Annotated in this window: 12 protein-coding genes; 1 reads left to right on the top strand and 11 read right to left on the bottom strand. The window is 60.5% G+C overall.

The genetic code is table 11. From position 1 onward, the window contains the following. Positions 1-101: 101 nt before the first annotated feature. From N805_RS01545 to N805_RS01530, 4 genes are all read right to left on the bottom strand, one after another. Positions 102-827: a dienelactone hydrolase family protein gene (locus N805_RS01545; protein WP_019472030.1), complete on the bottom strand. Its 726-nt coding sequence runs from the start codon at positions 825-827 to the stop codon at positions 102-104. Between the two features lie 78 nt (positions 828-905). Beyond that, entirely contained in the window at positions 906-2807 is a 1902-nt protein-coding gene (gene htpG, locus N805_RS01540) for a molecular chaperone HtpG (protein WP_019472031.1), read from the bottom strand. A 70-nt stretch (positions 2808-2877) separates the two neighbouring features. Further along, entirely contained in the window at positions 2878-3360 is a 483-nt protein-coding gene (locus N805_RS01535) for a PaaI family thioesterase (RefSeq protein ID WP_019472032.1), read from the bottom strand. After that, positions 3357-3833, bottom strand: coding sequence for a PaaI family thioesterase (locus N805_RS01530; protein WP_019472033.1), 477 nt, complete (start codon positions 3831-3833; stop codon positions 3357-3359). Before N805_RS01530 ends, N805_RS01535 begins: the two co-directional genes overlap by 4 nt. A 153-nt stretch (positions 3834-3986) precedes the next feature. Here N805_RS01530 and N805_RS01525 point away from each other — a divergent pair, with 153 nt between their 5' ends. Continuing rightward, complete coding sequence (locus N805_RS01525) at positions 3987-4271, top strand: hypothetical protein (protein ID WP_019472034.1); 285 nt, start codon at positions 3987-3989, stop codon at positions 4269-4271. A 67-nt stretch (positions 4272-4338) separates the two neighbouring features. Here the strand turns inward: N805_RS01525 and N805_RS01520 are convergent, their stop codons facing one another. The 7 genes from N805_RS01520 to N805_RS01490 all read right to left on the bottom strand — a co-directional run bounded on the left by N805_RS01520 (position 4339) and on the right by N805_RS01490 (position 15028). Next, positions 4339-5088, bottom strand: coding sequence for a DUF599 domain-containing protein (locus tag N805_RS01520; protein ID WP_019472035.1), 750 nt, complete (start codon positions 5086-5088; stop codon positions 4339-4341). A 373-nt stretch (positions 5089-5461) separates the two neighbouring features. Then, on the bottom strand, positions 5462-6775 hold the full coding sequence (gene brnQ, locus N805_RS01515; protein WP_019472036.1) for a branched-chain amino acid transport system II carrier protein: 1314 nt from the start codon (positions 6773-6775) through the stop codon (positions 5462-5464). A 402-nt stretch (positions 6776-7177) separates the two neighbouring features. Continuing rightward, complete coding sequence (gene sucD, locus N805_RS01510; RefSeq protein ID WP_003254203.1) at positions 7178-8062, bottom strand: succinate--CoA ligase subunit alpha; 885 nt, start codon at positions 8060-8062, stop codon at positions 7178-7180. Next, positions 8062-9228 carry an ADP-forming succinate--CoA ligase subunit beta gene (gene sucC / locus N805_RS01505; protein ID WP_008091914.1) on the bottom strand — a complete coding sequence of 389 codons (1167 nt, stop codon included), beginning with the start codon at positions 9226-9228 and terminating at the stop codon, positions 8062-8064. Before sucC ends, sucD begins: the two co-directional genes overlap by 1 nt. Positions 9229-9400: 172 nt before the next feature. Beyond that, positions 9401-10837, bottom strand: coding sequence for a dihydrolipoyl dehydrogenase (gene lpdA / locus N805_RS01500; RefSeq protein ID WP_019472037.1), 1437 nt, complete (start codon positions 10835-10837; stop codon positions 9401-9403). A gap of 95 nt (positions 10838-10932) precedes the next feature. Then, on the bottom strand, positions 10933-12156 hold the full coding sequence (odhB, locus tag N805_RS01495) for a 2-oxoglutarate dehydrogenase complex dihydrolipoyllysine-residue succinyltransferase (RefSeq protein ID WP_019472038.1): 1224 nt from the start codon (positions 12154-12156) through the stop codon (positions 10933-10935). Between the two features lie 40 nt (positions 12157-12196). Next, entirely contained in the window at positions 12197-15028 is a 2832-nt protein-coding gene (locus tag N805_RS01490; protein WP_019472039.1) for a 2-oxoglutarate dehydrogenase E1 component, read from the bottom strand. Positions 15029-15074 lie beyond the last annotated feature (46 nt).

Genomic DNA, 15074 nt, shown 5'->3' with positions numbered 1-15074 from the left:
TGCAGCCCATCGCGACACAAGGCCGCTCCTACAGGGGAACGCGCAACCCTTGTAGGAGCGGCCTTGTGTCGCGAAGGGCCGCAAAGCGGCCCCCTGCATTGTCAGCGCTGGAACACTTCAGCCAACAGGTTGTGCATGGAACGGAAGGCCCGCTCGGAAGTGCGACGGTCATACTGCATCTTGCCCGGTACATTGGCATTCGGGTCGGTAAACGAGTGCACCGCCCCGCCATAGCTCAGCAACTGCCAGTCGACCTTGGCCGCGTTCATCTCGTCCTCGAACGCAGGCAACTGCTCTTTCGGCACCAACGGGTCGCTGGCACCATGCAACACCAGCACCGAGCCCTTGATGTGCTTGGCGTCTTCAGGGTTCGGCGTGTCCAGCGTGCCATGGAACGACACCGCCGCACGCAGGTCGGCGCCGCTACGGGCCAGCTCCAGGGCACAGCAGCCACCAAAGCAGAAGCCGAACGTGGCAACCTTGCCAGGTTCCAGCAGCGCCTTGGACTGGCCCAGCAGTTGCGCCAGGGCTTCCTGCATACGCTTGCGCAGCTCGCCACGGTCGTTCTTCAACGGCATCATCGCCGCACCGGCCTCGTCGGCATTGGACGGGCGCACCGATTGGCCATACAGGTCGGCAATCAGCACCACATAGCCCTTCTCGGCCACTTCCTTGGCGATGCGCTCGGCACCTTCGCCAATCCCCATCCAGTTCGGCGCCATCACCAGGCCTGGGCGGCCCAGCGCCCCTGGCTCATAGACCAGGCGGCTTTCGTAAGCCTTGCCGGACAGGTGATAAACCAGCGATTCGACGATTACCTTGCTCATCAAGCACTCCTTAGGCACTTTGTATAAAAAGCCCGCCATGAAAAAAGCCCGCCGAAGCGGGCTTTCCTTGACATCAACTCAAGCAGACAGCTCGACCAGCAGCTTGTTCAGGCGACGAACGTAGGCCGCCGGGTCCTTCAAGCTGTCACCGGCCGCCAGGGCCGCCTGATCGAACAGGATGTGCGAGAGCTCGGCGAAACGGTCTTCGCTCTGTTCGTTATCCAGCTTCTCGATCAGCGGGTGGCTCGGGTTGAACTCGAAGATCGGCTTGGACTCCGGCACCTTCTGCCCACTGGCCTCCAGAATCTGGCGCATCTGCAAGCCCAGGTCCTGCTCGCCAATGGCCAGGATCGCCGGCGAGTCGGTCAGGCGGTGCGACACGCGCACGTCGGCCACGCTGTCACCCAGCGCGCCTTTCAGGCGCTCTACCAGGCCTTCCTTGTTCTTGGCGACTTCTTCCTGGGCTTTCTTGTCTTCTTCCGAATCCAGGTTGCCCAGGTCCAGGTCGCCACGGGCGACGTCGACAAAAGCCTTGCCGTCGAACTCGTTGAGGTAGCTCATCAGCCACTCATCGATACGGTCGGTGAGCAGCAGCACTTCGATGCCTTTCTTGCGGAAGACTTCCAGGTGTGGGCTGTTCTTGACCTGCGCGTACGACTCGCCGGTGAGGTAGTAGATCTTGTCCTGGCCTTCTTTGGCGCGGGCCAGGTAGTCGGCCAGGGCCACGCTCTGCTCGCCGCTGTCGTCCTGGGTGGAGGCGAAGCGCAGCAGGCCGGCGATTTTCTCCTTGTTGGCGAAATCTTCGGCCGGGCCTTCCTTCAGCACCTGGCCGAAGTTCTTCCAGAAGCCTTTGTACTGCTCGGGTTCGTTTTTCGCGAGCTTCTCCAGCATGTCCAGCACGCGCTTGGTCAGCGCAGTCTTCATCGACTCGATGATCGGGTCTTTCTGCAGGATTTCGCGGGACACGTTCAGCGACAGGTCGTTGGAGTCGACCACACCTTTGATAAAGCGCAGGTACAGCGGCAGGAACGATTCGGCCTGCTCCATGATGAACACGCGCTGCACGTACAGTTTCAGGCCGCGCGACGCTTCGCGCTGATACAGGTCGAACGGTGCGCGGGCCGGCACGTACAGCAGCGAGTTGTATTCGAGCTTGCCTTCGACCTTGTTGTGGCTCCAGGCCAGCGGGTTTTCGAAGTCATGGCCGATGTGCTTGTAGAACTCCTGGTATTCCTCGTCCTTGATCTCGGTACGCGGACGGGTCCACAGGGCGCTGGCACGGTTGACGGTTTCCCACTCTTCGGCTGGCTGCTCTTCGCCTTCGGCAGCCTGCTCCTTCGGCAACTGGATAGGCAGGGCGATGTGGTCGGAGTACTTCTTGACCACGTTGCGCAGGCGCCAGCCATCGGCGAACTCTTTCTCTTCCTGCTTCAGGTGCAGGACGATGCGGGTACCGCGCTGTGGCTTGTCGATGGTGGCGACTTCAAATTCGCCCTCGCCTTTCGACGACCAGTGCACGCCTTCGGCAGCAGGCTGACCGGCGCGACGGCTGTACACGTCGACCTTGTCGGCCACGATGAACGCGGAGTAGAAGCCCACACCGAACTGACCGATCAGGTGCGAGTCCTTTTTCTGGTCACCGGTGAGGTTCTTCATGAAGTCAGCGGTGCCGGACTTGGCGATAGTGCCCAGGTGGGCGATAACGTCTTCGCGGCTCATGCCGATGCCGTTGTCCTCAAGGGTAACGGTACCGGCGTCCTTGTCGAAGCTCAGGCGAATTTTCAGTTCATCGCCACCTTCAAGCAACTCTGGTTTGGCCAGGGCTTCGAACCGCAGTTTATCCACCGCGTCGGAGGCGTTGGAAATCAGTTCCCGCAGGAAGATTTCCTTGTTCGAGTACAGCGAATGAATCATGAGGTGCAGCAGTTGCTTTACCTCGGTCTGGAAGCCCAACGTTTCCTTTTGTGTTTCCACAGTCATGGTCTTCGAAACTCCGATCTGATTGCAGTGGCGCCTGGCGGCCGGTTTGGCCTGCGTTAAATGGCGGATGTCATTCAGATGGGGGCTGCCCGGATGATTTCAAGGGCTTTTCCGGCTCGATCTTGAAATGCGCACGGGCGGTGGCGATTGGCGCCTGCCTGTCGCCCTGCCAGGCCGTAATGGCCACGTTGGTCACCCGGCGGCCCTGGCGCCACAGCTGGCACTGGGCGTAGGTATCGCGAAAATGCCCAGCACGCAGGTAGTCGATGGAAAAGTCGATAATCTTTGGAATGCTCGCGCTTTCGCTGTAGATCAGCAGGTACAGCGCGGCGGACAGCTCCATGAAACCCGCAATCACACCACCATGGATGGCGGGCAGCAACGGGTTGCCGATGTTGTCGGGGTTGGCTGGGAGGCGGAACAGAAGGTCATCGCCCTGGCGCTCGCATTCGATGCCGATCAGCCCTGCGTAGGGGATCAGCGCCAGCAATGGCCGGTAATCACCGACCGCGTGGGCGGCGTTCAGTTGCTGGCGAACCGCGTGCGGAATCATGCGCCGCCCTCCTTCAGGCTGTTGCCGAAACGGATACCGCCCTTGATTTCCTGGCCCAGACGCATGAACGTCCCCACCACTTGGCAGATAGGCTGGTCAGGGTCGTCCTGATAGGCGGTGCCGCGGGTGAAGATCACGTCACGGGTAACGCGGTAGCACTGGGCGTGACCGTAGATGTCCTTACCGGCTTCGGCCGGGTGCATATAGTCGATGCGCAGGTCCAGCGTGGGGCACACTTCGAAGCGCGGCAACACGCACAGCGTGGCCATGCCGCAGGTGGTGTCCATCAGCGTGGTCAGCGCACCGCCGTGCACCGCGCCGGTTTGTGGGTTGCCGACAATGGCGGGTGACCAGGGCAGGACCAAGGTCATGCCATCAGCGTCGGCCTGCGCCACACGCACCTGCAAAAGCTGACAATGTTTTAACGCCGAGAGAAAACGCTCGGCCCTCGCCATCAAGGTTGAATCGCTCATGGGCTGTTCCACCGGCCGCCACGCGGCTGCATAAATTCGTTAAAAAATCCATATAGAACACAGCGTTATATATCTGTAATCTTCGTGGAACTTATTCCGTGTAGTTAGACTCGAAGGAACAAGTCACTTATTCCACCAAGGAGAAACACACCCATGCGTAAACCTTTTGCTTTTGCTCTGATGCTGGCTGCTGCGATGGGCCTGGCCGCTTGCGATAAAGCGAGCGAAGACAAAGCCCAAGACGCACAGGAACACGCCGAGCAAGCCCAGGAAAAGATGGGCGAAGCTCAGGATAAAATGAACGATGCTGCCAAGGAAAACGCCGAAGCCGCCAAAGATCAGGCCGAAGCTGAGCAGAAGGCTGCCGAAGAAGCCGCACCGGCTACTCCGGCGCCAGAAGCCGCGCCCGCTACTCCGGCCGAACCAGCCAAGCAGTAATTGGCTAAAACAAAAAAACCCGACGATGTCGGGTTTTTTTGTGCCTGCAACTTTTCGATTAAACGTTTCAGTTTCCGACGGCGACACTGTCCTTGGCAGGCTCCGCCGATACACTTTCGGTCGGCGTGAACACCATCACATCCAGTACATCCGAATGGAACTCTCGACGGTACAGAATCAGCACTACTCCCACACTCATCGCCATGAACAACCACGGGCTGATGAACCAGCTCAACATGGCCATGCCAAAGTAATACGAACGCAGGCCCAGGTTGAACTGGTTGGCGGCAAGTGACAGTACCCGTGCCGCCCGCGAGGCGAATGCCTTGCGCTCCAGCTCGTTGACCAGCCGCTCCCCGATCATGGGCGCCGACCCCACCAGCACTGCGGCAAAGTTGTATTGGCGCATGCACCAGCTGAACGTGAAAAAGGCGTAGACGAAGACCGTGGCCAGGCACAGCAGCTTGATCTCAGACATGCCCTGGGAGGTCTGCTGCACCAGCGGCAGGTCGGCCAGCAGCGACAGCGCCCGGTCGGAGGCACCGAGCACGGTAAGGATGCCGGCGAGGATGATCAGCGTGCTGGAAGCAAAGAACGACGCGTTGCGCTCAAGGTTGCCGATCACGCTGGCATCGGCAATGCGGTTGTCGCGCAGCAGCATGCGTCGCATCCAGTCCTCGCGGTACAGGTGCAACACACTGGCAAGGCACGCAGTGTCGCGGCCCTTCCAGATGGCATAGCGGGTATAGCCACCCCAGCACAGGGCGAACCAGACGATGGCCAGCAGGTTGTTGAGGTTGCTTTGGATGAAGTTCATGCAGGGTTCCCGAAAGGGCCAGGTGCCTAGAGGATAGGGACCAGGTTTCGACGCTGGCAAGCGGCAAAAGACACAGCTGCACTGTGAAATATGCTTACACAGCTTTTGGGCTGACGCGGTCTGTGTAGGAGCGGCCTTGCGTCGCGATAGGGGTGCACAGCGCCCCAGGAATTCAGCTTCGCAGGATAGATTGCCGGGGCCGCTTTGCGGCCCTTTCGCGACGCAAGGCCGCTCCTACACAGGGTGCGCAAGGCAAAGAGGGTGGCACAAAAAAGCCCCGCATCCTTGCGGATACGGGGCTTTCCAGTCTAGACCTTTGGCGAGCACCCTTCGGCTTGTGGCCGGTGCCGCCCTCAGGCTTCAACTTGCCAGGTCAGGCCAGCGCCTCGCGCGGCTTGCCAAGCATGCGGTCGCAGGCCACGGCACCAACCAGGGTCACCACCGAAGGCACCAGCCAGGCAAGGCCCTGGTCGCTCAGCGGCAAGTGCGCCATGAAGTCTGGCAGCACGTGGGCGATGCTGCTGCCCTTGATTGCGTCGACCATGCCGAACAGCAGCGACACCAGCATCACTGGCGCCAGGATGCGGGCTGGCGAGTTCCACAGGTCTTTCACGAAGCTCAGGCCGACTACCACGATGCAGGGTGGGTAGATGGCGGTGAGCACCGGAATGGAGAACATGATCAGCTTGGTCAGGCCCAGGTTGGAGATCAGCAGCGAGAAGCCTGCAAGGATCACCACCAGCGCACGGTACGACAGCGGCAGCACCTGACTGAAGTACTCGGCGCAGGCGCAGGTCAGGCCAACCGCGGTCACCAGGCAAGCCAGCGCGATGAGGACGGCGAGGAAGCCGCTACCCAGCGAGCCGAAGGTGTGCTGCACGTAGGCATGCAGTACCGCCGCACCGTTGGTGGCGTCAGCCGCGATGTCGTGGCTGCCGGCACCCAGACGGAACAGGCTGATGTACACCAGCGCCAGGCCAACACCCGCGATCAGGCCGGCGATGATGGCATAGCGGGTGATCAGCTTAGGCGACTCGACACCGCGCGAGCGGATGGCGTTGACGATGACAATACCGAACACCAGGGCGCCCAGGGTATCCATGGTCAGGTAGCCATCGGAGAAGCCCTTGGAGAAGGCAGCGGCGGCATAGGCCGGCTGTGCCTCACCAATGGTGCCGGCGGGCAGCGCGAAGGCAGCGATGCCCAGCACGGCCAAGGCAATGATCTTCAACGGTGCCAGGAAGCGGCCGACGGTGTCGAGCAGCTTGCCCGGGTACATGGACACGGCCAGCACCACGGCGAAGTACACCAGGCTGTAGATGAACAGTGCCAGTGGGCTTTCACCGGTCAGCGGTGCAACGCCCACTTCGAACGACACGGTTGCCGTACGCGGGGTGGCGAACAGCGGGCCGACCGACAGGTAACATACAGCCGCCAGCAGGCCGCCGAAGAACTTGCCGATCGGGCTGCTCAGTGCATCCATGCCGCCACCGACCTTGGCCAAGGCGACCACGGTAATGACCGGCAGGCCCACGGCGGTCACCAGGAAGCCCAGTGCTGCCATCCATACGTGCGGGCCAGACTGCAGACCGACGATAGGCGGGAAGATGATATTGCCCGCGCCAACGAAAAGCGCAAACGTCATAAAGCCAAGCGCCAGGATATCCTGGCCTTTGAGAACTTTCATTTAAGGTAGTACCACACTGCTGAAATCGGGATTCGAGAGGGGATTTCCCTTTGGATGAGGGGAAATGCTGCCCGGCTTGATAGGCCAGACCCGTTTAGCGTGTCGTTCCCTTTTGGGGTACGGGCACAGAGTGAACGCGTAATGTAACTGTTTTGTCAGTCAAACGCACTGGCACAGTGCTGCTTGTCCGATGTGCGTACATGTTTGTCGTCTGTGCGACCGAGGACAGTGGGAATTATCCTCGGATTGAAACATTAGTCTGTGTGAAAATTCCTATCAAACCCATCGAAAAATCCATGTCACCCTTCCCGCCGCGAAGAGGTCGGCATAGAAATACACAACCCCCGAAACGACAAAGGCCACCCGAAGGTGGCCTCTGTGCGCGTGGGGGGTGTAGCAGTATTACTTCTTGGCTTCCCAGCCAGTCAGCTCGGCCAGGGCCTTGCCGATATCAGCCAGGGAACGCACGGTCTTCACACCAGCGTCCTGCAGGGCGGCGAACTTCTCGTCCGCAGTACCCTTGCCGCCGGAAATGATGGCGCCAGCGTGGCCCATGCGCTTGCCCGCAGGTGCGGTAACACCCGCGATGTAGGAAACGACAGGCTTGGTCACGTGGGCCTTGATGTAGGCCGCGGCTTCTTCTTCTGCCGAACCGCCGATCTCACCGATCATCACGATCGCTTCGGTCTTCGGGTCTTCCTGGAACAGCTTCAGGATGTCGATGAAGTTGGAGCCCGGGATTGGGTCACCGCCGATGCCGACGCAGGTCGACTGGCCGAAGCCGGCGTCGGTGGTCTGCTTCACAGCTTCGTAGGTCAGGGTGCCGGAACGCGAAACGATGCCGACCTTGCCTGGCAGGTGGATGTGACCTGGCATGATGCCGATCTTGCACTCGCCTGGGGTGATCACACCTGGGCAGTTAGGGCCGATCAGGGTCACGCCCAGCTCGTCGCACTTGACCTTGGCATCCAGCATGTCCAGGGTAGGAATGCCTTCGGTGATGCAGACGATCAGCTTGATGCCGCCGAAGGCAGCTTCCAGGATCGAGTCTTTGCAGAACGGAGCCGGTACGTAGATGACCGAAGCGTCAGCGCCGGTAGCTTCCACGGCTTCCTTGACGGTGTTGAACACCGGCAGGCCCAGGTGGGTGGTGCCACCCTTGCCTGGGGTTACGCCGCCGACCATCTTGGTGCCGTAGGCGATGGCTTGTTCGGAGTGGAAAGTACCCTGCGAGCCGGTGAAGCCCTGGCAGATGACTTTGGTGTCTTTATTGATCAGGACGCTCATTACTTGCCCTCCGCAGCTTTGACAACTTGTTGAGCAGCGTCGGTCAGGCTGGTTGCCGCAATGATGTTCAAACCGCTTTCTGCCAGTACTTTAGCGCCCAGTTCGGCGTTGTTGCCTTCGAGGCGAACCACAACCGGAACTTTGACGCCGACTTCTTTCACTGCACCGATGATGCCTTCGGCAATCATGTCGCAACGAACGATGCCGCCGAAGATGTTGACCAGAACGGCCGCGACATTGCTGTCGGACAGAATGATCTTGAACGCTTCGGTAACGCGCTCTTTGGTAGCACCGCCGCCAACGTCGAGGAAGTTGGCTGGCTTGCCGCCATGCAGGTTGACGATGTCCATGGTACCCATGGCCAGGCCGGCACCGTTGACCATGCAGCCGATGTTGCCTTCCAGGGCCACGTAGTTCAGCTCGAAGCTGGCAGCGTGGGCTTCACGAGGATCGTCCTGCGACGGGTCGTGGAAGGTTTTCAGCTTAGGCTGACGGTACATGGCGTTTGCGTCGATGTTGATCTTCGCATCCAGGCAGTGCAGGTCGCCGTCGGCCTTGATGACCAGCGGGTTGACTTCCAGCAGGGCCAGGTCGTGTTCTTTGAACAGCTTGGCCAGGCCTACGAAAATCTTGGCGAACTGTGCAACTTGCTTGCCTTCCAGACCCAGCTGGAATGCCAGTTCACGACCTTGGAACGGCTGAGCACCGACCAGTGGATCGATAGTAGCCTTGATGATCTTCTCAGGAGTTTCGTGAGCAACTTTCTCGATGTCCACGCCACCTTCGGTGGAGGCCATGAACACGATACGGCGGCTCGAGCGATCGACTACAGCGCCCAGGTACAGCTCTTTGGCGATGTCAGTGCAGGATTCGACCAGGATCTTGGTCACTGGCTGACCGTTGGCGTCGGTCTGGTAGGTTACCAGGCGCTTGCCCAACCATTGCGCAGCGAACGCCTTGGCGTCTTCCTTGCTGCGAACCAGCTTGACGCCGCCCGCTTTACCGCGACCACCTGCGTGAACCTGGGCTTTTACAACCCACTCGGAACCGCCGATCTTGTCGCAAGCTTCTGCTGCAGCTTCAGGGGTGTCGACTGCGAAACCCTTGGAAACTGGCAAGCCGTATTCAGCGAACAGCTGCTTACCCTGATACTCGTGAAGATTCATGCTTTTTACCGTCTTCGTTAGGTACTGCGCTTCGGCGCTGCGCCATTACTGGCGCCGCACCACCTGTGACCGTTGACCCCGGGTTTTCCCGTGTGATCCGGTCCGGCGGACGTTCCGCGGTGAGTCATGCACGCAAGACTCACGACGGGCTGCCCGCCGTGGTTTCTTATAATTAACGCTTCTTACGGTTGGCCACGTGAATGGCGCCGCCATTCACCGCCAGCGCTGCTTCATGCAACGCTTCGGACAGGGTTGGATGGCTGAAGACCATCATGCCCAGATCCTCGGCACTGGTGCCGAATTCCATTGCGATTGCACCCTGCTGCACCAGTTCGGCAGCCGATGGGCCAATCACGTGTACGCCCAGAACGCGGTCGGTCTTGGCATCGGCGATGACCTTGACGAAACCACCGGTGTCGTTGGCTGCCATCGCACGGCCGCTGGCCGCGAACGGGAAGGTGCCTACGTTAACCTCAACACCCTCGGCCTTCAAGGACTGTTCGGTCTTGCCGACCCATGCAATTTCCGGGTGGGTGTAGATAACCGACGGGATCAGGTCATAGTTCATCTGGGCCTTGTGGCCCTTGATGCGCTCGACGACCATGATGCCCTCTTCCGAGGCCTTGTGGGCCAGCATCATGCCGCGTACCACGTCACCGATGGCGAACACGCCTGGAACGCTGGTCGCGCAGTGATCGTCAACGAAGATGTAGCCACGCTCGTCGATGGTCACGCCGCTGTCGGAAGCCAGCAGGTCGGTGGTTACAGGGCGACGGCCGACCGCAACGATCAGCTTGTCGAAGGTGATCTTCTGCTCGCCTTCGGCGTTGGTGTAGGTCACTTCGACTTCGTTGCCGTTGACTTTCGAGCCGGTGACGCGAGCGCCCAGCTTGATGTCCAGGCCTTGCTTGGTCAGGGTCTTCTGGGCTTCTTTCGACACGGCAGTGTCGGCAGCCATCAGGAAGGTGTCCAGCGCTTCCAGAACGGTGACTTCAGCACCCAGGCGAGCCCATACCGAGCCCAGTTCCAGGCCGATCACGCCGGCACCGATAACGCCCAGGCGCTTCGGTACGGTCTGGAATTCCAGGGCGCCGGTGGAGTCGACGATGACGTTCTGGTCGACCGGAGCCGGTGGAATGTCGATCGGGCGCGAGCCGGAAGCCAGGATCACGTTGTCGGCTTCGATGACTTCGGTGGTGCCGTCAGCCTTGGTGACTTCGACTTTCTTGCCAGCCAGCAGCTTGCCGTGGCCCTGGATCGAAGTGACGCCGTTGGCCTTGAACAGGGTGGCAACGCCACCGGTCAGGTTCTTGACGATGCCAGCCTTGCGGCCAACCATCGCGGCGACGTCCATCTTCACTTCGCCAGTGGAGATACCGTGGACGTTGAAGCTCTCTTTGGCTTCCTTGTATTTCCAGGAGCTGTCCAGCAGCGCCTTGGAAGGAATGCAACCTACGTTCAGGCAGGTGCCGCCCAGGGCCAGTTTGCCCTCGGCGTCAGTGTACTTCTCGATACAGGCAGTCTTCAGACCAAGTTGGGCAGCCTTGATGGCAGCAACATAGCCGCCAGGACCTGCACCAATCACCACTACGTCGAATTTCTGGGTCATAAAAGATTCCTTATCAGCAACTAGCTACAAGCCAAAAGCTGCAAGCCTACACGCTTCTACTTGAAGCTTGCAGCTTGCAACTTGTGGCTGTTTGATTAGATGTCCAGCAGCAGGCGGGACGGATCTTCCAGCAGGTTCTTGATAGTGACCAGGAAGGTTACCGCTTCCTTGCCGTCGATCAGGCGGTGATCGTACGACAGCGCCAGGTACATCATCGGGCGAATCACGACTTGGCCATTGATGGCCATCGGGCGCTGGATGATGTTGTGCATGCCGAGAATGGCGGCCTGCGGCGGGTTGACGATCGGGGTCGACATCATCGAACCGAAGGTACCACCGTTGGTGATGGTGAAGGTGCCACCGGTCATCTCTTCGATGGACAGTTTGCCGTCACGGGCCTTCTTGCCGAAGGTAGCGATGCCGTTCTCGATTTCAGCCAGGCTCATCGACTCGGCGTTACGCAGCACCGGTACCACCAGGCCACGGTCGCTGGACACGGCAACACCGACGTCGGCGAAACCGTGGTAGACGATGTCGTTGCCATCGATCGAGGCATTGACAGCCGGGAAGCGCTTCAGCGCTTCGGTAGCCGCCTTGACGAAGAACGACATGAAGCCCAGGCGCACGCCATTGTGGGTCTTCTCGAACAGGTCCTTGTACTTCGAACGCAGGGCCATGACTTCGGTCATGTCCACTTCGTTGAAGGTGGTCAGCATCGCCATGTTGGACTGGGCTTCGACCAGACGCTCGGCGATCTTGGCACGCAGGCGGGTCATCGGCACGCGTTTCTCGGTGCGGTCGCCAGCAGCGACGACAACCGGCGCAGCAGCGGCAGCTGCAGGCTTGGCAGCCGGTGCAGCGGCAGGTGCCGACTTCTTGTTGGCTACAGCAGCAACCACGTCTTCCTTGGTGATGCGGCCACCTTTACCAGTACCCGCAACGGTAGCCAGGTCGATGGCGTTTTCTTCAGCCAGCTTGCGCGCGGCCGGAGCAGCAACCGGGTCATCTTCGCCAGCGTCGGCCGCGGCGGCAGCCGGAGCTGCAGCAGGCGCGGCTGCCGCAGCAGGAGCAGCGGCAGCACCGCCTTCAACGATCGAACCCAGCAACTCGTCGGACAGGACGGTGTCGCCCTCGCCCTTGACGATGTCGCCCAGCACGCCATCGGCAGTAGCCAGTACTTCCAGGACCACCTTGTCGGTCTCGATGTCGACGATCAGCTCGTCACGCTTGACGGCTTCGCCCGGCTTCTTGTGCCAGGTGGCAACGGTGCCATCGGCAACCGATTCCGGGAAGGTTGGGGCTTTGATCTCGATAGCCATTATCTGTGTTTCCTTAAATTCGGTTTCAGGTGCGAAGGCGTTAGACAGTGAAGGCGTCTTGCAGCAGTTTTTCCTGCTGTTCGGCGTGCTTCGAAGCGTAACCACAGGCTGGCGCGGCAGAAGCGTCGCGACCGGCGTATTCCAGGACCAGTGCCTTGTTGTGGCGGCCCAGGATACGGCGCATGTGGTGCTGGCTGCTGTACCAGGCGCCCTGGTTCATCGGCTCTTCCTGGCACCATACGGCATGCTTGAGGTTGCTGTATTGCGCCAGGATTTCGACCAGGTCGTCCTCCGGGAACGGGTACAGCTGCTCGAGACGCAGGATGGCGATGTCTTCGCGGCCTTCGGCACGGCGTTTTTCCAGCAGGTCGTAGTAGACCTTGCCGCTGCACAGCACCAGGCGCTCGACCTTGGCCGGATCGATTGCGTCGATTTCCGGGATCACGGTCTGGAACGAGCCTTCTGCCAGGTCTTCCAGCGTCGAGATGGCCAGCTTGTGGCGCAGCAGCGACTTCGGCGTCAGGACCACCAGCGGCTTGCGCAGCGGGCGGATGACCTGGCGACGCAGCAAGTGGTAGATCTGTGCCGGGGTAGTCGGTACGCAGACCTGGATGTTGTGCTCGGCGCACAGCTGCAGGTAACGCTCCAGACGCGCGGAGGAGTGCTCCGGGCCCTGCCCTTCGTAACCGTGTGGCAGCAGCATGGTCAGACCGCACAGGCGGCCCCACTTGTGCTCACCGCTGGTGATGAACTGGTCGATCACCACTTGCGCACCGTTGGCGAAGTCGCCGAACTGGGCTTCCCAGATCACCAGCGCGTTCGGCATGGTGGTGGAATAGCCGTATTCGAAGGCCAGTACCGCTTCCTCGGAAAGGAACGAATCGTACAGGTCGAAACGTGGCTGGCCCGGGAACAGGTTCTGCAGCGGAATGTAGGTGCTGGCGTCCTTCTGGTTGTGCAACACCGCGTGACGGTGCGAGAAGGTGCCACGGCCGATGTCCTGGCCGGTCATGCGGATCGGGTGACCTTCGAACTGCAGGGTGGCGTAAGCCATGGTCTCTGCATAACCCCAGTTGATCGGCAAGCCACCGGCCTGCATCTTCTGACGGTCTTCGTAGATCTTCGACACCTGACGCTGGACCACGAAACCTTCCGGCAGCTCGAGCAGCTTGGCCGACAGGTCCTGCAGGGTCTTGAGGTCGAAACGGGTGTCGTGACGCGCGGTCCAGGCATGGCCCAGGTACGGACGCCAGTCGACGAACAGCTCGCGGTTCGGCTCCTTGACCAGGCTTTTCACCACGTGCAGGCCATTGTCCAGCGCGTTGCGGTACTCGTCGATCTTGGCCTGAGCGCGATCGGCGTCGATGCGACCCGCCTGGATCAGTGCCTCGGCATACAGCTCACGGGTAGTGCGCTGTTTGCTGATCTGCTGGTACATCAGCGGCTGGGTGCCGTTCGGCTCGTCAGCCTCGTTGTGGCCGCGACGACGGTAGCAGACCAGGTCGATGACCACGTCACGCTTGAACTGCATGCGGTAGTCGATGGCCAGCTGCGTAACGAACAGCACTGCTTCCGGGTCATCGCCGTTCACGTGCAGGATCGGCGCCTGGATCATCTTGGCAACGTCGGTGGCGTACTCGGTGGAGCGCGCATCCAGCGGGTTGCTGATGGTGAAACCAACCTGGTTGTTGATCACGATGTGCACGGTACCGCCGGTCTTGAAACCGCGGGTCTGCGACATCTGGAAGGTTTCCATGACCACGCCCTGGCCGGCGAAAGCTGCGTCGCCGTGGATCGAGATCGGCAGCACCTTGTCGCCAACGGTGTCGTTGCGGCGATCCTGACGGGCGCGCACCGAACCCTCGACCACCGGCGAAACGATTTCCAGGTGGGACGGGTTGAACGCCATGGCCAGGTGAACTTCGCCACCGGAGGTCATCACGTTCGAGGAGAAGCCCTGGTGATACTTCACGTCACCGGAGCCCAGCTCGTTCATCTTCTTGCCTTCGAACTCGTCGAACAGCTCGCGCGGGTTCTTGCCGAAGGTGTTCACCAGCACGTTCAGACGGCCACGGTGGGCCATGCCGATCACAACTTCCTTGGTGCCGTAGGAGCCGGAACGCTGGATCATTTCGTCCAGCATCGGGATCAGGCTCTCGCCGCCCTCAAGGCCGAAGCGCTTGGTGCCCGGGTACTTGGTGCCCAGGTACTTTTCCAGGCCCTCACCGGCGGTCACGCGCTCGAGCAGGTGGGCCTGCACGTCAGCGGAAAACTCCGGACGGCCGCGCACGCTTTCCAGGCGCTGCTGGAACCAGCTGCGCTGCTCGGAATCGACGATGTGGGTGAATTCGGCGCCAATGGTGCGACAATATGTCTTCTGGAGTGCATCGAAGATGTCGCGTAGGCTCGCCTCCTCTTTGCCGATGAACAGGTCGCCGGCACGGAAGGTCGTATCAAGATCGGCATTGGTCAAGCCGTAGTGATTGATCGACAGGTCTACGGGCGCAGGGCGCTGCCACAACCCCAACGGGTCGAGCTTGGCAGCCTGATGGCCGCGCATACGATAGGCCTGGATCAGTCGCAGAACTTCAACCTGCTTCTTCTCGTGTTCACTGCTCACGCTCCCGGCGGATACCGGTTGGGCGCGGCGCTGGTTCTTTGCCAGCAGTACGAAATGGTCGCGGATTGTCGAGTGCGATACATCAGTAGCGGTGCTGCCGTCGGCTGGCAACTTCTGGAAGTAAGTGCGCCACTCTTCTGGCACAGCGTTAGGGTCGTGCAGGTAGAGTTCGTAGAGCTCTTCCACATATGCAGCGTTACCACCTGAAAGGTGGGCGCTATCCCACATGCGCTGCATCACGCTTTCTTGCATGCTTGGTCACCCTCGATTAGGGGACTGATCGACAAGAGCCACAGCA

Origin of the sequence: Pseudomonas putida S13.1.2 (assembly GCF_000498395.2) — a bacterium.
Lineage (GTDB): Bacteria > Pseudomonadota > Gammaproteobacteria > Pseudomonadales > Pseudomonadaceae > Aquipseudomonas > Aquipseudomonas putida_Q.
The sequence above is the reverse complement of the archived record's forward strand: the minus strand, read 5'-3'. Positions and strand labels throughout refer to the sequence as shown.

Bases quoted from the DNA above. Each gene is read 5' to 3' on its own strand.
- N805_RS01530 (WP_019472033.1), bottom strand. From the start codon at position 3,833: ATGAGCGATTCAACCTTGATGGCGAGGGCCGAGCGTTTTCTCTCGGCG.
- sucC (WP_008091914.1), bottom strand. From the start codon at position 9,228: ATGAATCTTCACGAGTATCAGGGTAAGCAGCTGTTCGCTGAATACGGC.
- N805_RS01535 (WP_019472032.1), bottom strand. From the start codon at position 3,360: ATGATTCCGCACGCGGTTCGCCAGCAACTGAACGCCGCCCACGCGGTC.
- odhB (WP_019472038.1), bottom strand. From the start codon at position 12,156: ATGGCTATCGAGATCAAAGCCCCAACCTTCCCGGAATCGGTTGCCGAT.
- N805_RS01545 (WP_019472030.1), bottom strand. From the start codon at position 827: ATGAGCAAGGTAATCGTCGAATCGCTGGTTTATCACCTGTCCGGCAAG.
- N805_RS01490 (WP_019472039.1), bottom strand. From the start codon at position 15,028: ATGCAAGAAAGCGTGATGCAGCGCATGTGGGATAGCGCCCACCTTTCA.
- N805_RS01525 (WP_019472034.1), top strand. From the start codon at position 3,987: ATGCGTAAACCTTTTGCTTTTGCTCTGATGCTGGCTGCTGCGATGGGC.
- N805_RS01520 (WP_019472035.1), bottom strand. From the start codon at position 5,088: ATGAACTTCATCCAAAGCAACCTCAACAACCTGCTGGCCATCGTCTGG.
- brnQ (WP_019472036.1), bottom strand. From the start codon at position 6,775: ATGAAAGTTCTCAAAGGCCAGGATATCCTGGCGCTTGGCTTTATGACG.
- lpdA (WP_019472037.1), bottom strand. From the start codon at position 10,837: ATGACCCAGAAATTCGACGTAGTGGTGATTGGTGCAGGTCCTGGCGGC.
- htpG (WP_019472031.1), bottom strand. From the start codon at position 2,807: ATGACTGTGGAAACACAAAAGGAAACGTTGGGCTTCCAGACCGAGGTA.
- sucD (WP_003254203.1), bottom strand. From the start codon at position 8,062: ATGAGCGTCCTGATCAATAAAGACACCAAAGTCATCTGCCAGGGCTTC.